Source organism: Ralstonia chuxiongensis, from assembly GCF_024158925.1.
Classification (GTDB): domain Bacteria; phylum Pseudomonadota; class Gammaproteobacteria; order Burkholderiales; family Burkholderiaceae; genus Ralstonia; species Ralstonia chuxiongensis.
This window is the reverse complement of sequence record NZ_JAMYWC010000001.1, coordinates 637,251-656,562: the sequence shown is the minus strand read 5'-3', so window position 1 is coordinate 656,562 and position 19,312 is coordinate 637,251. Positions and strand designations below refer to the sequence as shown.

Below are 19,312 nucleotides of genomic sequence, written 5' to 3'. Positions count from 1 at the left end.
TTATTTTTGCGGGTACATTGGTCGCGGGGCGCAGCAGTCAGGCGCCCCGCACCATTCCAGCGCTCAAGAATCGGCCCCAGACGCCGATAAGATTGCCAAGGAAGCCCGAAACCCCCCAATTCAGTAAGTTTGCGGAGATTGTGTCCATGGACAAGAGCCAGTACCGATTCCTCGTCGTCGACGATTTCCCGACGATGCGCCGGATCGTGCGTAACCTGCTCAAGGAACTCGGTTTTGCCAACGTCGACGAGGCCGAAGACGGCGCCGCCGGCCTGGCCAAGGTCAAGGAAGGCCGGTTCGATTTCGTGATCTCGGACTGGAACATGCCCAACATGGATGGCCTGCAGATGCTGCAGAGCATCCGTGCTGACGCCAACACCGCCATCAGCAAGCTGCCGGTGCTGATGGTGACGGCCGAGGCCAAGAAGGAAAACATCATCGCCGCTGCCCAGGCAGGTGCTAACGGCTACGTGGTCAAGCCCTTCACGGCTGCCACGCTGGACGAAAAGCTGGGCAAGATTTTCGAGAAGCTCGAAAAGGGGGCGTGATGAGCGAGATGCACGATGGCGCCCAGGCACCTGCCGCAGAAGGCGCAGACCACGGTGACATGCCGGAAATGCTCCAGCGCATCGGCCACCTCACTCGCATGCTGCGCGAAAGCATGCGCGAGCTGGGCCTGGACAAGGGCGTGGAGAAGGCCGCATCGGCCATTCCCGACGCGCGCGACCGCCTGAACTACATCGCCAACATGACCGAGCAGGCGGCCACCCGCGTGCTCAACGCCATCGACGCGGCGCGGCCCGTGCAAGACGCGCTGGAGTCCGACGCCGAGGCGCTGGTCAACCGCTGGCAGTCGTGGATGGACCGCCAACTGGGCGACGAAGAGATTCGTGCGCTCGTCGGCCAGACCAACGGCTTCCTGCGCAGCGTTCCGGAAAAGACCCGCGACACGAACCAGCAGCTCATGGAGATCCTGATGGCTCAGGACTTCCAGGACTTGACCGGCCAAGTGATCAAGAAGGTGCTGGACGTGGTTCAGCTGATCGAAAGCCAGCTCGTGGGCATCCTGCTCGACAACGCGCCGGAACACCTGCGCGTGGAAGCCGCGCAAGTTGCGACGACGCTGCTCAACGGCCCGCAGATCAATCCGGACCATCCGGACGTGGTCGCCAACCAGGAACAGGTCGACGACCTGCTGGAAAGCCTCGGGTTCTGACCCTGCCTTGCCAGCCCCTCGCAGGATGCGGGGGGCGGCGTCTCTCCGTACGGTCAGCCTCAGGTTGACAACTGCGACGGAGCGAATCACCTCATTGGTTCTTCAGTGCCGCGCGCGCCAGCATGGCGTCGATCTGCGCGTCCTTCTCTTCCCAAAGTTGTGCAAGCCAGCGATGAAGTTCGCTGCGCAATGCCGCATCGGCGGTGTAGTCGCGCACGCCCGACGGCTCGCGATACGCCGACGACGACGTGCGCGGCGCCGTGACTGACTGTGGCGATGGCATGCCCAGACCGGATCCAGTGCGCGTCAGGAAGGTGCCAGCTGCAGCAATATCCCACCGGTATTTCCATGACCGCCGTAGGGGAGTTGACACGTTACAACGCCCCGCAAAGCCTTGCGCTGACTGGCGTCAAGGCCTGAGTCGGCATTCATTCTTATCATGGTCATGGCCTATTTGGGCCACTGTTCTCACTCCTTTTGATTCGAGGTATCGACGTGCTCATTCGACCTATAACCATTGCTGCCCTGGTGGGGTTCACCTTGCTGACGGCATGCAGCAAGAATGAGGAGGCTGCTTCCGCTGCCTCCTCCACTGCGGCTCCCGCAACTGTGGCTGCAGCGCCCGCTGCGCCGCAGGCAACCCAGGCCAGCGCCGGCGATGTCGAGAAAGGGGAGAAGGTCTACAAGTCCACTTGCGCCATGTGTCACGGCACCGGTGCCGGCGGCGCGCCGATGTTCAAATCGAAGGACGATTGGGCCCCTCGTATCGCGCAGGGCAAGGACACTCTTTACGACCATGCGCTGCACGGCTTCTCGGGCAGCAAGGGTACGATGCCCGCAAAAGGCGGCAACGCATCGCTTGGCGATGAAGACGTGAAGGCTGGGGTGGATTACATGACGTCGAAGGCGACGTAAGGACTTGCAATCGGGCAGGCATGGCGGCGCTCCTGGTGAGCGCCGTTTGTTTATGCCTGTAACAGCGGGTCGACCAGCACGGCATCAATCACGGCGCGTACGTTGGCCCAGGGTTCCGCGTTCGGGTTGGTCAAGGGGTCTTCGCGCAGCGCGTCCGAAGCATCGTGCAGATGGTTAGGGAAGGTGGCAAGCGTGCGATGCAACGGTGCGGTGTCGATGCGTAATTGCGCATCGCCCCACCGCCACGCGATCGCATATTCCGACCGAGCGGGGTAACGTAGTTCGAGCAGAACGCCGTTGTCGAGCGAGACCATCAAGGCGTCCTGGCACAGCGTAGGAGGTTCCGACAACACCGCACCGTAGTGCGCCTCCAGTGCCTCTTTGAGATCGAGGTGCTGCATGATCAGCCTCCCATGCGCGCCAGTAGCGCCTTCAGTTCAGCGGTGACTTCTTGCTTGGCGGTTGCAAGCGCGAGTGACCCGAGGTAGTGCTCATAGGCCGGGTGTTCCGGCAAGTCTGCCGCCGCGATACGCGCCAGCAGATCGCCCTCGTCGTTCACCCCATAGGGTTCGAGCAGCTTGCGCCGGCTTTCCCGCAACTCGTAGGACAAGCGACTGAGCTGCTCCATCTGAACGGCATCATCGGGCGGAAGATTGGCAAAGTAATTGATCATTTCGTGTTCTCTGGGGCGGTTACATCTGGTGATCTTTCAATACGCCACCATCGAGCTGTGCCATTTGGGGCGTAATTTCGTTGAACTTGTAAACCTTGCCACCTTGATGTGTGGCGAAGGCGTCGGCATCGGCCTGCGAGGCGAAGGACGCAAACGTGGCGCCCATCGATCCGCGCGCCTTCGATCCCACGACGTAGAACGCGGTGCGGGCGTCGATCCAGTGGCCCTGCGGGGTGTTCCAGTCTGTCCTGGCCATGTCTTGCACGTACATGGCGAGCATGTGCCGCTGTTGTTCGGGGCGCAGCACGATCGAGAAAAGCTCGATGGTGTCGCAGAAGACGTCGGGGGTGCCTTTGTCATACAGAATCTGCGCTTTCGGGCCGGGGAAGTCAGTCACCGTCATGCCATCGAGGCTGCAAGGCGTATCGCGTGTGAGTTCGATCGGACCGGGCGTGGACGCGGCGCCTTGGCAGCCGGCCAGGACGATTGCGCTGGCGAACAGAGCCGAGCGCGCGCGGCGGCGCAGGGCGGATAGGGAAGGTTGCAGTGTGCGTTTCATTTGCGAAATTTCCATGCGGCCACAGCGAGCGGAGCGACGATCCAGGCGGCCATCAGCGAGCCGAGCACGAGCGGGTCGGCCATGTGCTCGGGGAACACGGTCGCCAGACCGTAGAGTGTGCGGACTTCGTCAAAGCTGAAGATATTGAGGATGCGGAAGATGTCTGCCGGATTCAGCAGCATCAGGTAGGGCAGGGCGTCCGATCCCAGCTTTCCGCCCGTGGCGATCAGTGCCCCGAGAAGCAGCAGATCGAATACCAGCACGAAGAAGAACCACAGCGCGATGGCGACACCGCTTGCGCGCGTGCGGTCGGCGGCGATGACGGACACCAACAGGGCCAGGCTCAGGAAGGCCATGCCCAGCAGCACCGAACTGAGCATGAAGCCGGCGTAGTGATACATGGCCGCGAGCGGCAGCTTGACGGCCAACAGTATCCCGACCACCCCGAAGCCGACGACCGTGGAGCACGCAAGCGCGGCCGCCAAGCCGAGGTATTTGCCGAGCAGCAGCTCGACTCGGGTGATCGGCATGGAAAGCAGTAGATCCAGCGAGCCGCGTTCGCGTTCGCCCACGATCGCATCAAAGCCGAGAATCAACGCAATCAGCGGTACGAGATAGATCACCAGGCTTACCAGGCTGGCGATCGTGACTTCCATGCCGCGCAGCCCGACTTCGCCTTGCTGTGCCGCGCCGAAGTAGGCGATCACCAGCGCAAAGGCTGTCAATACGGTGGTTACCGCCAGCACCCACCGGTTGCGGATGCGGTCGTGGAATTCCTTGGCGATGATGATCCCGATCTGCCGGGGTTCGAGTGTCAATTGCATCTCTGACCTCAAGCCGGTTGGCCAAGGAGCACGTCTTCGAGCGAAGGTTCGCGCAGTTGCAGGTCGGCAAGTGTTGCGCCGAGCGTGGATAGTGATTGCAGCAATGGCATCTTCGCCGGCCGTGGGCACAGCACAGTGGCGCGCGATCCATCCATGTGCAGTTCGCATCCTGGCGCGGCCGCGAGCGCGCGCCGCAGTGCGGGCTCGGCATGCTCTGGGCCGCCCGTCAGGCGTAGGTCGAACCACAGCGGCAAGGCCATCGATTCGCGTAACGATTGCACCGTCCCCTGCGCGTGCACGCGTCCATTCTTCATGATCGCCAGGCGACCCACCCGCTCCTGGATTTCCGAGAGGATGTGCGAGGTCAGCACAATGGTCACGCCTTGCGCCTGCAGTTCGCCCAGGGTGCGATAGAAGTCGCGAATCCCCTGCGGGTCCAGGCCGTTTGTGGGCTCGTCGAGAAACAGGAGTGTGGGCTGGCCGAGCAGGGCCTGGGCAAAACCGAGCCGCTGGCGCATGCCCTTGGAGTATCCGCGCACGCGGCGGTCTGCGGCATGGGACAACCCCACCCGTTCCAGCACGCGCGCGCAATCCGTTCGTGGCGCGCGCTTGAGCGCAGCGAAGAATTCCAGTGTTTCCTGGCCAGTCAGGTTGTCATAGAACACCACGTTTTCCGGCAGATAGCCAAGGTTGCGCCGAACCGACCGGAAGGCCCCACTGCTCATGGGCTGGCCTCCAATGCGCACTTCACCTGCGGTGGGCGCCTCCAGGCCAAGGAGCATCTTGAACAGCGTGCTCTTGCCCGCGCCGTTGTGGCCGATCAGGCCGAATAGCTCGCCGGGATGCACCGTCAGGCTCACGTCCGCCACGGCTTCGATCTCGCCGTAGCGCTTCACCAGTTGCCTCGCTTCAATCATGCTTGTTCACCCACGCGCGCCAATCATTGCCCCGTGGACGCATGCGGGGGCTGGCATCGACCACACTGGGTGAGCGCAGCAGCGGGAATTGCTCCGAGATCAGCCTCAACGTTTGTACCGCGGGGCTATTGAGCAGCAGCTTGGCGCTCGGAAAGCGCCACAACAGCCGGTCCATCAGATCGCTCGCGCGATAGGGCACGTCGCCATGGCCGTCGCCGTTGCGGTCCCACCCGGCATAGTTGCTCCAATAGTTGCCGCTACGCCCGCCCCAGGGCTCGTCGTGTGTGGCAACGTAGCGCACCTGTTCCTGGTTATCGATGAAATCGTTACCGTCCACTTTGTTGTGAATGGACCCGGCCCATACGTGCATGCCAACCGTGTTGCCGATGACGAGGTTGTTGCTCAGCACGTTGTATTCGGCGTCGTAGACGAAGAAACCGCGCAGGTTTCCGGACACGACGTTGTCTTCAATGACTGAATCCTGGATGGTGCGCAGCATGATGCCGTGGTCCGTGTTGCCCCAGGCGCGGTTGCCACGCACGATCTGGCGGCGCGTCATCATGAGCGCCAGTCCGCCGCGGTTGTGGTAGGCCTCGTTGCCCTCCCACACGTTGTCGTTGGAGTTCATGTAGTGCGTGCCATAGCGCACGTTGTGGATGCGATTGGCACGAAACAGCGCGTGGTGCGAGACATCGACATAGATGCCGTCACGCGAAAAGCTGATCTCATTGCCGTCGAGCTGCGCACCCGTCGTGTTGTAGAGCTGGATGCCGTTGCCGCGCTGGGCGGAAGGGTAATCGCGCTTGCCGGCAATCACGTTGCCCACGATGCGTACATCCTTCACGCCTTCAATCCACAGGCCGAACAGGTTGTAAGTGAGCTCGCAGTGTCTAACCGTGGCGCGATCGGCGCCGGGCTGGATATAGATGCCGGCGTTCTGCGCACCGAGGTCGTCGCCGCTGTCGCTGACAATCAGCCCATCGATCGTGACGTCCGGCGACGTGACGCGGATCACATCTCCGACAAGGCCGCCGCTGATGGTGGGGCGGTCGATGCCCACAAGGGTCAGGGGTTTGTCGATCCGGACCGGGCCTAGATACCGACCGCGCTCGATGATGAGGGTGTCCCCTGCATGCGCGAGTGTGACCGCCTGCGAAATCGAACTGCCGGCGTGCACGCGAATCTCCGCACCGCAGGCCGCAGTGCAGACCAGCAGTGCCGAGATCGCGCAGAGGAGCCGGTTCAGTACAGCCATTTCAGTTGGGGTAAGGATTGCAGTGCCGGAAGCACGCCCACGCCCTTCATGGCAAGGAAGAGTCCTGCGCCAATCAGCAGGTTCTTCATGCCCACATAGGCGGCCATGTCGGCCCAGGAGGCGGTACGCAGCTTGTAACCCCACCAGGCGCCTTCCTTCACATAGGGCTTGCACGCCATGCGCATGACCCATTCGTAGGCGGACCACGCCAACCACCAGCCGAGCACGATGCCGGCGCCAAGCCTGCCGCCCGCACCGAGCAGCCACGCCCAGGTGACCAGCACGGCCAGGCCAATGCCGGCGGCACGGAAGAACAACGGGTGGGCGAGAAATTGCCGGTTCCAGGGGAAGAGGTGGTCAGTCAGCTCGCGACGCAACCGGGCGACGATGCCCACCGGCGGCAGCGGCAGCGAAGCAGGCGCCGGTGCAGCGGGTTTGTGCGGCGCGCTTGGCACTGGCTGGATCGGGATGTAGTAGCCGTCGGCGCCGATCGGTGTCAGTTTCAAGCCGGCGCTCGTGCGGTGCTTGCGCTCCTTGACCAGCGGAGGGCACGCATGATCGTCGTAATACATGACCATGCAATCCAGGCACAGCAGGCATTCGCGCTGGTCGATCTTGCCATCGCGTCCGATCGCCTGTGATCCGCAGCCCGCCTCGCAGGCGCGGCATGGGCCGCATTCCTGCTTGCGTTTCAGACCCCACCACCGGAATGTGGACGGGATTGCGAGCGATGCACCCAGCGGGCACAGGTATTTGCAGAATGGCCGCTCGATGAACAGGGCGGCGACAGCCAGCACGCTCCAGAACGTGACGAAGGGCCACGTCCGGTTCCACACGCCGACCAGGAACGTCGTCTTGAAAGGCTCGATCTCCGCCAGCTTCTCGGCGGTGCCCATTGAGTAGAACGACATCCCGAGCAGACCGGCAAACACGCCGTACTTGATCCACTTGAGCTTGTCGTGCAGCGCCTTGGGCAACTGGAACTGGAAGCGCGCAAGGCCAAGTTTGCCCCCCACCTTGTAGAGGATCTCACTCATCGAGCCGTAGGGACACAGCCAACCGCAGAACATGCCGCGGCCCCAGAAGAACACGCTGATGATGATGAACCACCAGAACAGGAAGATGAAGGGATCGGACAGGAACAGATCCCACCGCCACTTGAAGAGAATGGCGTGGAACCATGTCAGCACCTGCGTGATGGACGGCTGCGCCATGAGATGGAACCCAGCGAAGCCGATGCTCGTGGTCCACAGTGCGTACTTGGGCCAGGAGACCCAGCGCTTATCCTTGCGCCTGGACCGGCGGACCAGCGTGTCTCGCGACGCATACACCACGCCTGCGCTGATCAACAGGAGGACGAATAGTCCGATCTCGACGGCACGCGCCTTCCAGATCTGCAGCCAGGGCGCAGCGGGGCGATCGTACTGCGGCCGCCCGCCAACGAGCTCATTCGCCGGGAGCCAGTATTCCTGGTCGAAGCTCGTGAACGTCTTTGCGCCGGTCTCCGCGTCCAACTTGTTGGCCAGGAACACCAGCTTCCACGGATACGCCGACGAAAATCCGGGGCTGCGGATGATGAAGATGCCGGATTCGCGATATTCCGGCGCACCGGTTGCGCGGATGCCGTAGAGGTTCTGGTAATCGAGGTCCCGGAAGGTGAAGGTGTCGGTGTCCTGGGCGACCTGGATGCGGTCGAAGATGCCCCCGCGCACGAAGCCCGAGCCTTTGAAACTCTCGGTGCCGTTCGACGCGATGAAGATCGCGTGTTCGCCGGGTTTCAGGCTCGACATGAGCGATGCGTAATTCGCATCGCCCAAGATGCTGCGTCCTACGACAGGCGCACTGACGTCACCGAACACCATATCCACATAAGGCTGGCCGCTGGCTTGGAGTCCAACGTCTTCTGGGTGCACGGTCAGACGCTGCACGGCGCCCTGGTCGAGCAGTGCCTTCCAGCTCAGCGGCTGATTTGCCGGCGTGAATTTCGCCTGGGCGCGCCGTTTGGGCGCGATGATTCCGGCCTGCTCGGCCACGGCCTTGCCGCTGCGCAGGATGACCTGATTCTCGGACATCACCGTCACGGTCGCACCGCTGATCGCGTCGAGTTCGACGGTGCCCTCGCTCACTGCGTGGGATTTGCCGATCTCGATGCTCCCGCCGACGAACTTGCCGATGTATTGCGAGGTGAAGTGCGTCAGTTGTGTTTCTGGAATGCCCAGCAGAAGGATCGGCTCGGAATGTCGCAGGACCTTGACGCCCGTGATCACGCCGTGCGCATCCATGCCCATCAGGGTAATGATGGGTTTGCCTGAATAGCCGGGCATGTCCACGATGTCGGTCGACAGGAACGTATAGCCCACCAGCTGGCGCTTGCCGGCAACGTCGCGATAGCCCTCCACGTAAGGAGGGTGCCCCTTGCGCGGGGAAAAGCTGCTGGCGCCAGGCAGCACGTCCGTGCAGGGCACCATTGCGCAGAGGTTCGGGTCGGTCGATAAACCGGCGGGCAGCGGCGCCTCATAAGCCATGCCGCCGATGCCCGCCAGTGCGGACGTGTCCATCGCACAAGTGGCGGCAATCACCGCCAATCGTGAGAACAGTTGTTTCATACGTCCGCCTTCTCCCTTATGCCTCAACAAGCATGCGCGAGCGCATTTCCAGGTGCAGCGCGTGGCAGAAGTTGGTGCAGTAGCACCAGTAGACCCCGGGCTTGTCGGCCTTGAAGGTGACCGACTTGGTTTCCTGCGGGTTCACGATGAAGTTGATGTTGTATTTCGGGATGGCAAAGCCGTGGGTCAAATCCTCCACCTTGTCCAGGTTGGTGAGGATGATGGTCACTTCGTCGCCCTTCTTCACGGTGAACTCGCGCAAGCCAAAAGCAGGTGCCTGCGAGGTCAGGTAGACCGTCACCTGCTTGCCCTTGCGCTCGACGCGGCACTCCTTCGGGTCTTTCACCGCGTTAGGGAATTCATCGATGTTGTAGACCTGACGCGTCTTGATGATGTCGCGGCGGATGACGATCGAGTCGTGCGGCTCGGAATAGACCGCATGGTCTGCCACGAGCTTCATCTTGTCGCCCGAGATGTCGATGAGCTGAGCCGTTTCCGGGTGGAGCGGGCCCACCGGCAGGAACCGGTCTTTCGAGAACTTGTTGTCCGAGATGAAGAACTTGCCATCCGGTTCCTTGGTTTCGCCCATCGAGGTGAAACCGTGGCCCGGCTGGTAATTGACGTCGATGCGGTCGACCACCGGCACGGCGGTCTTGTCGCCCTTGAACGCCTTGATCGCCGCTTCGAGGTTCCATTTGACGATCTGGCTGTCGAGGAACAGCGTGGTATAGGCGTTGCCGCGATTGTCAAAACCGGTGTGCAGCGGCCCGAGCCCGATCTCGGGTTCGGCGACGACGCAGTCGCGCGGTTCCTTGAGCTCGCCGTTGAACCACTTCAAGACCAGGTCGTGCTCGATGAGCGTCGCCGTCGGTGACAGCTTGCCGGAACAGGCGTAGTACTTGCCGTCCGGGCTGGCATTCACGCCGTGCGGGTTCTTGGGCACTGGCACATAGCATGTGAGCGCAGTCTTCGGGTCGGTGTTGGCGGCTTTGGTGCCGTCGACGACAGGGACTTTCGAGGTGCCGATGGTGAAGGACTTGCCGGCTTTGACGGCGGCTTCGATCCGGGCAATGTTGAAGAAGACGCACGCGTCGCGCTCGGCGGACATCATCTCTTCGTAATGCACGCCGCCTTCAGTGTTGTACTGGTTGGAAGCGGCGAGCTTGCCGTCATACGACGTTGCCACCAAGTCCATGTTGCCGTCGACCTTGACCTGCCAGCGGGGCTCGAGGGTCTCCGCGTCCACGCAGGTGAACAGGCAGAAATACTTCTTCGGGTCGTTCAGGTCGCGGCCGTCATTGGGCTGCGGAATATGGAACTCGTTGCCGCAGAACACGCGGGTGGTGTGGTTGATCTTGTCATCCACCGGGTCCCGCTTGTCCGGGAAGACGCCGTGGAAGCCCTGCACGTTCGGCAATTCGACGATCTTGTCGCATTCCATCGTGTCCATGCGCACACGGGCGAGCCGGCTGTGGATCTTGTCGTTGACGAAGATGTACTTCCCATCGTAGGTGCCGTCGGTATAGGACGGATGCACGTGGTGGGTATCGCCGGTCCAGTACTTGAGCGTGCCGTCCGGATTGGTGCCCATGATCTTCTTCGATTCGTTGGTGATGCCCCAGCCCACCAGACAATCGATGTTGAAGACGGGGATGCGCTTGAAGCAGCGTCCCGAAGGCAGACCGTAGATGCGAACTTCACCCGAGTGGCCGCCGCTGGAGAACGAGTAGTACGTGTCCAACTGGCCGGGCGGAACTTCGTACTTGCTGTAGTCGACGCTGCCGGCTGCGCCCGGTTTGCCATCGGCCGGAGCCGCCGCCGCAGGTGCGTCCTTGTCTGAGCCTTTGTTGCAGGCTGCCAGGCCGGCGGACAGGCCCACGCCGACCAGACCCGCTGCCGTCCGGTTCAGAAAGCTGCGTCGTGTCGGACTCACAGGAATCGGATTCTCAAAATCATTGTTGGATTGGCTCATCTCTTACGCTCCCTCAGAATTGGAAACCACATTAACAAACCGCAAGAATTTGCTATTGATAGCCATCAAAGTCATGGGAAACCCATCAATTCGATTTGAATTGCAATGAGCCCTATTCGATTGACCATTGGAAATTTGAATAACCTATTATTGATAAGGCTATTCGGATATGAATGAATGTGACGATGCCGTTGCGCTTTGTGCGGGTTGCGGTGTGGATTAGGTGGATGTGGCAGGGCGACCGCCCAGCGCAGCAAACGCGGTTGTCATCCGATCTAGATGGCGGCCTTCGGCATCGCGCAGGACGAAATAGGCGGCCAGCCCGAGTTGCTCGGCAACCTCGACGCCGCGCTCGGGGCCCAACACAATCAGCGCCGTAGCGTATGCGTCGGCAATCGCACACTGCGACGCGGCCACGGTGACGGAAGTCAGGCCATTGGCGATTGGGCGGCCTGTACGTGGATCGATCTCGTGGGAGTAATGCTGCCCGTCATGCTCAAAGCAGATGCGGTAATCGCCCGACGTTGCCATTGCCATATCGCGCAATGGCACGACGAATCGGGCACGGCGCGGTAGCCTCCGCTGGGGCTCTTCAATACCGATTTGCCACGCGCGCCCGTCATGGCGCCGGCCCTTGGCGCGCACCTCTCCACCCACCTCGACCATGTAATCGGCGATGCCCAGCGCGTCGAGCGCGATGGCCGCCTGGTCGACACCAAAACCCTTTGCGATGGCCGATAGATCGGTATAAACGCGAGGGTCGGCTTTCGTGGCGGTACGCGTGCGCGGATCGATTTCCAGTGCGCCGGTGCCGACTGCGCTCTTGAGCATCGCCAGCTCGCGCGGCGTTACCACACGTTGCGCCTTTTCCGGCCCGAAGCCCCACAGGTTGACGAAGCTCCCGGCAGTGACATCGAACGCGCCATCCGTTGCGAGGCTCACAGATCGCGCAATCTGCAATACGCTGATCGTGTCGGCGGACAACGCGAACGGGCGCTCGCCCGCATACCGGTTCAGTTGCGACAGTTCCGAGTCCGCCCGATACGTCGACATGCGTTGGTCGACTGCCTGTACGGCCGCATCCACAGCTGCGCGCGCCGCGTCGAGCAGCGCCGTGTCATCAAGCGAGGCAAGCGCGAGCCGGACGTGATATGTCGTGCCCATCGTGTCGCCCTCGAAGGCATATCCGTGCCGGGCCGGCAGCGTGCTCGCGGCCGGACTGGCAGTCCAGCGCAGCGTGTGCGCCAGTCCGGCGAGCCCGATACTCGGCAGGGTTCCACGGTTGAGCAGAGTGCAACGGTTCAAGATTTCACCGCATGTGTCAGAAGCGGCCGATGGTAGCGCTACGCCTGCAACACAGATTGATTCGCATCAATTGACCGAAATGCCCGTGGCTAGAATTGATGGAAATCAAGTATTGGAGATGCATTTTTTACCCGCAATGCAATGTCGGGTATTTTTTTGGATAATTTTTTGCTATGCAGAAATGGGAAATTCCAATACCGGAAGAGGGGTCTATTTAAAACGGAGAAGAGTCATTCATGTCCTCGATCAATTTAGAAGGTGGGCAGCGCCGGTATGCTCGTCATCCTGGCGTTGGCCGGCGATGCGACTGTCGACGGGATTCGGCAATGCCTCTCCCGCAGTGCCGTCGATCCGCTTTTGTGAGTGTGGAAACAGCGCCCGCTTGCCTTCGGAGGAGCTTTCAGTTGTGATTCGCCGCAGTCCTCTTCTGTCCAGAGCCGTCATTGCCTGTGGCACCAGCGTGAGCGGATGGAGCGGGTCATGACAACGCGCCGTCCGCTGTTGGCACTGGCTGTATTGCTTGGGGCGCTCGGGTCTCTCTGGTGGTTTGTGGGGCGTGCAGCCCTGCGGGCCGAACCGAAGTTGCCTGACGAGATCTGCTTTGTCGCGTCGGCCGTGCCGTACGATCCGCGGTCCGGATTGCAGCCACATGCCCCCCGCCCGGTTCCGGTCAATGCGCGTTGCCCCGTCTGTGGGGCGTTTCCATCTCGCGTTCCCGAGTGGGCGGCGCAGCTCATTTTTGCCAACGGCGATGCTTACTTCTTTGATTCACCGCTGACCCTGTTCATCTACCTGCGAAACCTGCAGCGCTACGCACCTGGGCGACAGGCCGCGGAAGTTGCCGCCAGCTACGTGCATGCCACGGGAGACGGTGGATGGCTTCCGGCACTGCAGGCCGTTTATGTGTCGGGGTCGACCGCTCTGGGACCGATGCGGCGCGGCAATCTTCCGGCATTCCGGAATCTGGCGGATGCGCAACGGTTCATCGCGCGAAATGGTGGCGTGGTGGTGCATCCGGCGGATATCACGGCGGACCGGTTGCAGGATGTCGAGCCGCACCGCATGGCTCGCGCGGCAGACCCCATATAAGGGGGGCGGTGTATTTGCGCGGCTAGGGGGCACGACCGCAAACCGGGCAGCTCGCTCATGCGAGCGGATCGGGTTCGGGAGGGGCCATCGCCACCGCGCGGCTCGCAGGCAACTGTCGGGCGACGTGCACATGCGTCAGGGGGCATCGGGAGAGCCGTCCCGCGCAATGTCGGCCCGCCGACACTGCGCGGGACGGCTTTTTGCCGATAAGCGTGCTTTCAAGGCGTCTTCTTTGCGCTTCGATGGCCAGACCGGGGCGGGATAATGCGAGCGTCCATTCACCCCTCGCACGCCCGGCATGTCCGAAGAAAGCGATCTCGAAAAAACTGAAGCCGCCTCTCCGCGGCGCCTCGAGCAGGCGCGCGAGGAAGGCGACGTTCCCAGATCACGGGAACTGGCTTCGTTCGCCCTCACGGCGGTATCGGCGGGCGGTTTGTGGGTGATGGGCGACTCGATCGTGCGGGCTGCGTCGTCTTTCCTGGCGCGCTGCCTGGAGTTCCACCGTTACAACTACACCAGCGGGCAGGACCAGTGGAACTACGTGACCGGCCAGTTCATGCCGCTGGCCATGGCGCTGGGCGGGCTGATGCTGATGCTGGTGATTGCCGCGCTGTCGCCGCTGGCGCTCACGCGCGGGGCCATCTCGTTCAAGCCGCTGGCCCCCGATATTTCGCGCCTGTTCAAGCTGCAGGGCCTGACGCGCATGTTCTCGCTGGAGGGGCTGATGGAGCTGCCCCGCCTGCTGATCAAGCTGTTTTTGATTGCCGGTGTGGGCTGGTTGCTGGTCCGGTATTACCGGGGTGACCTGATCGAACTTCCGCAGCAGGACCTGGGCGTGGCCATGCGCGACACCCTGCACGTGGCCGGCGTGGCCTTCCTCTGCATGGCGGCGGTGATGATGCTGGTGGCGGCCGTGGATGTGCCGCTGTCGTTGTGGCAATACGCGCGCAAGCACCGCATGACCAAGGAAGAAGTGCGCAAGGAGCACCGCGAGTCCGAGGGCGATCCGCACGTCAAGGGCCGCATCCGCAACCTGCAGCGCCAGGCGGCCCAGCGCCGCATGATGGCCGATGTGCCCAAGGCCGACGTGATCGTCACCAACCCGACGCACTACGCCGTGGCGCTGCGCTATTCCGAGAAGGAAGGCGGCGCGCCGCGCGTACTGGCCAAGGGCGCCGACATGGTGGCCGCCAAGATTCGCGAGTTGGGCACGGAGCACAAGATCCCCATTCTGGAAGCGCCCCCACTGGCCCGTGCGCTGTACCGCCATACCGAGATCGGCCACCAGATTCCCGAAGCGCTCTACGCCGCCGTGGCCGAAGTGCTCGCCTATGTCTACCAGCTGCGCCGCCTGCATCAGGTTGGCGGCCGTGTGCCGGTGCGCCCGACCGACCTGCCGGTGCCTGCCGATATGGACCCGGGGCCACAGCCCGGCCCGGACGACGAGCCCGAAGACGCCTAAAACGTCGCCTGTCGAGCAAAAAGCCTCACGCGTGGGGTTCCGAACTCTATTCGCCGAGCAAAAAGCCTCACGCGTCGAGCTCCGAGCTCCACCCGCCGAGCAAAAAGCCTCACACGTCGAGCTCAGAGCTCGGATCGCCGAGCAAAAAGCTCCACGCGCCGAGCTCCGAGCTCGGACCGCCGAGCAAAAAGCCTCACGCGTCGAGCTCCAAGCTCCATTCGCCGAGCAAAAAGCCTCACGCATGGAGCTCCGAACTCCACTGATCGAGCAAAAAGCGTCGGGCTCGACACTTTTTGCCCGGCGAGTAGCGGTTTGATGCCCGTGCATGGGGCGCTTGGCGTGCAACGGCGGCCAAACGGCGCCAATGGCCGCTTCCGCACCCCCCGGTGGGAGGGTATTTCAAAGAAAAGCCGCCTTTTGGGCGGCTTTCTCACGTCTTCGATTTGGCGGTTCCCCCGGCAAGATGGCATCCATCGAAAAGCCCCCCGCTGCACGCCCCGCCAATGAACGCCGCACTGCTCCGAGTCACCGACATCCTGCGCAAGGGCGACTACCGCTCCGCCGCGGGCCCGGTGCTCATCATCCTGATCCTGGCGATGATGGTGCTGCCATTGCCGCCGTTCATCCTCGATCTGCTGTTCACGTTCAACATCGCGCTGTCGATCATCGTGCTGCTGATCAGCATGCACACGCTCAAGCCGCTGGATTTCTCGTCGTTCCCGAGCATCCTGCTGATCACCACGCTGATGCGGCTGTCGCTCAACGTGGCGTCCACGCGTGTGGTGCTGATGGAAGGTCACACCGGCCCCGACGCCGCCGGCAAGGTGATCGAGGCGTTCGGCCACTTCCTGGTGGGCGGCAATTACACCGTCGGCATCGTGCTGTTCGTCATCCTGGTGATCATCAACTTCATGGTGATCAGCAAGGGCGCAGGCCGCATTGCCGAGGTCAGCGCGCGCTTCACCCTGGATGCGATGCCCGGCAAGCAGATGGCGATCGACGCCGACCTGAACGCCGGCCTGATCCGTGAAGACGAAGCCCGCAGGCGCCGCACGGAGATCGCCCAGGAAGCTGAATTCTTCGGCTCCATGGACGGTGCCAGCAAGTTCGTGCGTGGGGATTCGGTGGCGGGTATCGCCATTCTGCTGATCAACATCGTCGGCGGCCTGGCCGTGGGCGTGCTCCAGCACGGCATGGACGTCGGCCACGCGGCCACCAACTACACGCTGCTGACCATCGGCGACGGCCTGGTCGCGCAGATTCCCGCGCTGGTGATCTCCACCGCGGCGGGCATCATGGTCAGCCGCGTTTCCACCGACAAGGACGTCGGCCAGCAACTGTCGAGCGAGCTGTTTGCCATGCCGCCGGTGCTGATGACCACCGCCGGCGTGCTGGGCCTGCTGGGCCTGGTGCCGGGCATGCCGCACTTCCCGTTCATCCTGTTTGGCGGCGGCCTGGGCTATCTGGGTTGGTATCTCAAGAAGAAGCGCGAAGTGCCCGAGGTCGAACCCGTGCTGCAGGCCATTGCCCCGGTGGATACGCCCGAGGCGAGCTGGGACGATGTGTCGTGGGTCGACGTGCTGGGCCTGGAAATCGGCTACCGCCTGATCCCGTTGGTGGACAAGAGCCAGGACGGCGAGCTGCTGCGCCGGATCAAGGGCATTCGCAAGAAGTTCACGCAGGACATGGGTTTCCTGGCGCCGGTGGTGCATATCCGCGACAACCTGGAGCTGGGTCCGTCGTCGTACCGCATCACGCTCAAGGGCGTGGAAATCGGCCACGGCGAGGTGCAGCAGGGCAAGTTCCTCGCCATCAACCCGGGTGGCCAGGATGGCCTCGGCGGCCATGGCGGTCGCCTGGGCACGCAACTGCCCGGCACGCCCACCGTGGACCCGACCTTTGGCCTGCCGGCCATGTGGATCAACGCCGATGTGCGCGATCGTGCGCAGGCCGAGGGCTATACCGTGGTCGATTGCAGCACGGTCATCGCCACGCACGTCAATCAGTTGATTTACACCCATAGCACCGAGCTTCTCGGCCGTTTGGAAGTTCAGCAATTGCTCGATCATTTGGGCAAGGAAGCACCGAAGCTGGTCGAAGACGTTGTGCCGAAGCTGTTGCCCGTCGCGACCGTGCAGAAGGTGCTGCAGAACCTGCTGGACGAAGGCCTGCATATCCGCGACATCCGCACCATCGTCGAGACGCTGGCGGAGCACGGAGGCAGGACGCAAGACCCCGCCGAACTCACCGCCGCCGTGCGTGTGGCGCTGGGCCGGGCGATTGCCCAGCAGCTCTTCCCGAACAAGACCGAAATGCAGGTCGTCACGCTTGACCCGAATCTGGAGAACATCTTGCTGCAAAGCGTCGTTGGCTCTAACGCCGGCCCGATCGAACCGCAACTGGCCGACTCGCTCATGCAAGCGGCTGCGGACTCGTCGCGGCAACACGAACAGATGGGTCAGACGGGCGTCCTGCTCGTACCGCCCGCACTGCGCCCGATGCTTGCCCGCCTGTTCAAGCGTGCCGCACCGAGCCTGCGCGTGCTCTCGCACGCAGAAATTCCAGATCACCGAACGATTAAGGTTGTCGCCATGCTTGGAGGCCGCGCATGAAAATGCATCGATTTACCGGACTGACGTCGCGTGACGTTTTGCGCAAGGTCCGCGACCAACTGGGCGATGGCGCTCTGATCCTGTCGAACCGCGCCATTCCGGGCGGCATCGAGATCATCGCGGCATCCGATTCGCACGTGGATGCGCTGGTCGACGCGCAGTCGTCAGCGCCCAAGACCGCACAGCGCCGTCCGATGGCCCCGGCGCCGATCCCCGAGCCCGCACCGATTGCCGCTGCAACCGCAGCCGTCGTTGCCGCCCAGGCACCTGCCGAAGAGGCCCCGCAGGTCGAGGCTCCGGCGCCCAACGCGCTGGCGCGTCTGCGTAACCGCTTCATTGCTTCGCGCCGCGCCCCCGCACAGGAAGACGCACCGGCAGCGCCGGTTGCTCCGGTGGCCAAGCCGGCCGGACGCACGCTGCAAACGCGCGTGGATGACGATGTGGCGTTTGGCGAAGAAGATGCACTGGCAGCCTCCACCCGCATGCTGGCCGGCTTGTCGCTGGACCGCGCCAATGCCGAGGTTGCCCAATCTGCGGCGCAGGCCCTGGCCAGCACCGCCCAGTTCATCGCCCGCCGCACCGCGGTGGAAGACGACGAGCCGGAGATGGAATCGACCGCCCGCTTTGCCGCCCGTCGCGAACAAGCGCGTGAGCAGGCACGCGAGCAGGATGACCGCCCGGTTTCGCTGCGCAACTTTGCCGAGCGCGTGGAAGCCCAGGCCCGTAACCTTCGCGCCGAACAACAGAAGGCCGAAGCGCCCGTGAAGGCGCGCATCGAGGCGCAAGCCGACGCAGGCAAGGCGTCCGACATTTTCGTCCGCGTGGAGGACACGATGGCCAAGCCCGAAGCCCCGCGTGACGACGTGAGCCTGCAGCGTTCGGCCATCCAGGCCGACGTGAAGGAAAGCATCCGTGCCGAGACCGACGTGATGACCCGCCGCATGGTCGGCGAGATCGAAACGCTCAAGAGCACGCTGAACGACGCCATGTCGAGCCTGGCCTCGCTGGGCGTGAAGCTGGGCGACCCGGTGCGGACGCGCCTGTTCCAGACCATGCTCAACGCAGGGTTCTCGGCACAGCTCACGCGCTACGTGCTCGAGAACATGCCGCAGCACGACTCGTATGAAGGCGCGCTGGATTTCGTGCAGCGCGCGATTGAAAAGAACCTGACCACCGTGTCGGATGAAAACAGCCTGCTCGACCAGGGCGGCGTGTTTGCCCTGATGGGCCCGACCGGCGTGGGCAAGACCACCACGACCGCCAAGCTGGCCGCGCGCTTCGTGCTGCGCCATGGCGCATCGCGTGTGGCACTGCTCTCCACCGACAGCTACCGGATCGGTGGCCATGAACAACTGCGCATCTACGGCAAGATCCTGGGCGTCTCGGTGCATGCCGTGAAAGACGCGCAAGACCTGAGCCTGGCCCTGAACGATCTGCGCGAGAAGCACGTTGTGCTGATCGACACCATCGGCATGAGCCAGCGCGACCGCGCCGTGTCCGAGCAGATGGCGATGCTGCATGCCGTGGGCCCGTCGATCAAGCGCCTGCTGCTGCTCAACGCTGCAAGCAACGGCAAGACGCTCGATGAAGTTGTGGGTGCCTACCGCGACGCCAACCTGGCTGGCTGCATCCTGACCAAGATCGACGAGGCTGCCTCGGTGGGCCACGCGATGGACGTGATGATCCGCCGCCGCCTGCCGCTGCATTACGTGTCGTACGGCCAGCGTGTGCCGGAGGACATTGCGGTGCCGAACAAGAAGCTGCTGATCCATCGCTCGTTCCGGGCTGGTGCGGAGCAGTCGTCGTTCACGCTGGATTCGGATGAATCGTTGCTCGTGGCGCAAGGCGCTGCGCGTAACCGCGAACCTGGCCTGGCCGCTTTCGATTTCGCCTGACAAGGGGGCGAC

At 63.0% G+C, this 19,312-nt stretch carries 17 protein-coding genes; 7 read left to right on the top strand and 10 right to left on the bottom strand.

Translation table 11 applies throughout. The features are described 5' to 3' along the window. The first annotated feature begins 146 nt into the window (after window positions 1-146). Both cheY and cheZ read left to right on the top strand, forming a co-directional pair. Window positions 147-548, top strand: a complete 402-nt coding sequence (gene cheY, locus NKG59_RS02825; RefSeq protein ID WP_004627759.1) for a chemotaxis response regulator CheY — start codon at window positions 147-149, stop codon at window positions 546-548. Beyond that, complete coding sequence (cheZ, locus tag NKG59_RS02820; RefSeq protein ID WP_092972198.1) at window positions 548-1,216, top strand: protein phosphatase CheZ; 669 nt, start codon at window positions 548-550, stop codon at window positions 1,214-1,216. The genes cheY and cheZ overlap by 1 nt, the downstream gene beginning before the upstream one ends. 91 nt (window positions 1,217-1,307) lie before the next feature. Here the strand turns inward: cheZ and NKG59_RS02815 are convergent, their stop codons facing one another. Continuing rightward, a complete protein-coding gene (locus tag NKG59_RS02815; RefSeq protein WP_253535690.1) occupies window positions 1,308-1,499 on the bottom strand; it encodes a hypothetical protein in 192 nt (63 codons plus the stop codon). Window positions 1,500-1,711: 212 nt separating this feature from the next. Here NKG59_RS02815 and NKG59_RS02810 point away from each other — a divergent pair, with 212 nt between their 5' ends. Continuing rightward, the gene (locus tag NKG59_RS02810) at window positions 1,712-2,131 is read left to right on the top strand and encodes a c-type cytochrome (protein ID WP_052672757.1); all 420 of its coding nucleotides are present in this window, start codon (window positions 1,712-1,714) and stop codon (window positions 2,129-2,131) included. 50 nt (window positions 2,132-2,181) lie between these two features. Here the strand turns inward: NKG59_RS02810 and NKG59_RS02805 are convergent, their stop codons facing one another. From NKG59_RS02805 to NKG59_RS02765, 9 genes are all read right to left on the bottom strand, one after another. Then, window positions 2,182-2,532 carry a toxin-antitoxin system TumE family protein gene (locus NKG59_RS02805; protein ID WP_253535049.1) on the bottom strand — a complete coding sequence of 117 codons (351 nt, stop codon included), beginning with the start codon at window positions 2,530-2,532 and terminating at the stop codon, window positions 2,182-2,184. 2 nt (window positions 2,533-2,534) lie between these two features. Beyond that, window positions 2,535-2,804, bottom strand: coding sequence for a hypothetical protein (locus NKG59_RS02800; RefSeq protein ID WP_253535047.1), 270 nt, complete (start codon window positions 2,802-2,804; stop codon window positions 2,535-2,537). Between the two features lie 19 nt (window positions 2,805-2,823). Next, a complete protein-coding gene (locus NKG59_RS02795) occupies window positions 2,824-3,363 on the bottom strand; it encodes a nitrous oxide reductase accessory protein NosL (RefSeq protein ID WP_253535046.1) in 540 nt (179 codons plus the stop codon). Beyond that, complete coding sequence (locus NKG59_RS02790) at window positions 3,360-4,187, bottom strand: ABC transporter permease (RefSeq protein WP_045201932.1); 828 nt, start codon at window positions 4,185-4,187, stop codon at window positions 3,360-3,362. The genes NKG59_RS02795 and NKG59_RS02790 overlap by 4 nt, the downstream gene beginning before the upstream one ends. An 8-nt stretch (window positions 4,188-4,195) precedes the next feature. Continuing rightward, window positions 4,196-5,104, bottom strand: coding sequence for an ABC transporter ATP-binding protein (locus NKG59_RS02785; RefSeq protein WP_045201930.1), 909 nt, complete (start codon window positions 5,102-5,104; stop codon window positions 4,196-4,198). Next, window positions 5,097-6,359, bottom strand: a complete 1,263-nt coding sequence (locus tag NKG59_RS02780) for a nitrous oxide reductase family maturation protein NosD (RefSeq protein ID WP_253535044.1) — start codon at window positions 6,357-6,359, stop codon at window positions 5,097-5,099. Before NKG59_RS02780 ends, NKG59_RS02785 begins: the two co-directional genes overlap by 8 nt. Next, entirely contained in the window at window positions 6,347-8,965 is a 2,619-nt protein-coding gene (locus tag NKG59_RS02775; RefSeq protein WP_253535042.1) for a 4Fe-4S binding protein, read from the bottom strand. The genes NKG59_RS02780 and NKG59_RS02775 overlap by 13 nt, the downstream gene beginning before the upstream one ends. Window positions 8,966-8,981: 16 nt before the next feature. Next, entirely contained in the window at window positions 8,982-10,937 is a 1,956-nt protein-coding gene (nosZ, locus tag NKG59_RS02770; RefSeq protein WP_045201927.1) for a TAT-dependent nitrous-oxide reductase, read from the bottom strand. A gap of 219 nt (window positions 10,938-11,156) precedes the next feature. Further along, complete coding sequence (locus NKG59_RS02765; RefSeq protein WP_253535040.1) at window positions 11,157-12,242, bottom strand: FAD:protein FMN transferase; 1,086 nt, start codon at window positions 12,240-12,242, stop codon at window positions 11,157-11,159. Between the two features lie 480 nt (window positions 12,243-12,722). Between NKG59_RS02765 and NKG59_RS02760 the strand changes: the two genes are divergently transcribed. From NKG59_RS02760 to flhF, 4 genes are all read left to right on the top strand, one after another. Beyond that, window positions 12,723-13,331: a nitrous oxide reductase accessory protein NosL gene (locus NKG59_RS02760; protein ID WP_253535036.1), complete on the top strand. Its 609-nt coding sequence runs from the start codon at window positions 12,723-12,725 to the stop codon at window positions 13,329-13,331. A 298-nt stretch (window positions 13,332-13,629) separates the two neighbouring features. Next, window positions 13,630-14,793 carry a flagellar biosynthesis protein FlhB gene (flhB, locus tag NKG59_RS02755; protein ID WP_253535033.1) on the top strand — a complete coding sequence of 388 codons (1,164 nt, stop codon included), beginning with the start codon at window positions 13,630-13,632 and terminating at the stop codon, window positions 14,791-14,793. A gap of 503 nt (window positions 14,794-15,296) precedes the next feature. After that, entirely contained in the window at window positions 15,297-17,405 is a 2,109-nt protein-coding gene (gene flhA, locus NKG59_RS02750; protein WP_253535030.1) for a flagellar biosynthesis protein FlhA, read from the top strand. Then, entirely contained in the window at window positions 17,402-19,300 is a 1,899-nt protein-coding gene (flhF, locus tag NKG59_RS02745; protein WP_253535028.1) for a flagellar biosynthesis GTPase FlhF, read from the top strand. Before flhA ends, flhF begins: the two co-directional genes overlap by 4 nt. Window positions 19,301-19,312: the final 12 nt, after the last annotated feature.

Coding starts and splice junctions, on each gene's coding strand:
- NKG59_RS02760 (WP_253535036.1), top strand. CDS start 12,723: ATGACAACGCGCCGTCCGCTGTTGGCACTGGCTGTATTGCTTGGGGCG.
- NKG59_RS02775 (WP_253535042.1), bottom strand. CDS start 8,965: ATGAAACAACTGTTCTCACGATTGGCGGTGATTGCCGCCACTTGTGCG.
- NKG59_RS02815 (WP_253535690.1), bottom strand. CDS start 1,499: ATGCCATCGCCACAGTCAGTCACGGCGCCGCGCACGTCGTCGTCGGCG.
- NKG59_RS02800 (WP_253535047.1), bottom strand. CDS start 2,804: ATGATCAATTACTTTGCCAATCTTCCGCCCGATGATGCCGTTCAGATG.
- flhF (WP_253535028.1), top strand. CDS start 17,402: ATGAAAATGCATCGATTTACCGGACTGACGTCGCGTGACGTTTTGCGC.
- NKG59_RS02790 (WP_045201932.1), bottom strand. CDS start 4,187: ATGCAATTGACACTCGAACCCCGGCAGATCGGGATCATCATCGCCAAG.
- NKG59_RS02805 (WP_253535049.1), bottom strand. CDS start 2,532: ATGCAGCACCTCGATCTCAAAGAGGCACTGGAGGCGCACTACGGTGCG.
- flhA (WP_253535030.1), top strand. CDS start 15,297: ATGAACGCCGCACTGCTCCGAGTCACCGACATCCTGCGCAAGGGCGAC.
- cheY (WP_004627759.1), top strand. CDS start 147: ATGGACAAGAGCCAGTACCGATTCCTCGTCGTCGACGATTTCCCGACG.
- nosZ (WP_045201927.1), bottom strand. CDS start 10,937: ATGAGCCAATCCAACAATGATTTTGAGAATCCGATTCCTGTGAGTCCG.
- NKG59_RS02780 (WP_253535044.1), bottom strand. CDS start 6,359: ATGGCTGTACTGAACCGGCTCCTCTGCGCGATCTCGGCACTGCTGGTC.
- flhB (WP_253535033.1), top strand. CDS start 13,630: ATGTCCGAAGAAAGCGATCTCGAAAAAACTGAAGCCGCCTCTCCGCGG.
- NKG59_RS02795 (WP_253535046.1), bottom strand. CDS start 3,363: ATGAAACGCACACTGCAACCTTCCCTATCCGCCCTGCGCCGCCGCGCG.
- cheZ (WP_092972198.1), top strand. CDS start 548: ATGAGCGAGATGCACGATGGCGCCCAGGCACCTGCCGCAGAAGGCGCA.
- NKG59_RS02785 (WP_045201930.1), bottom strand. CDS start 5,104: ATGATTGAAGCGAGGCAACTGGTGAAGCGCTACGGCGAGATCGAAGCC.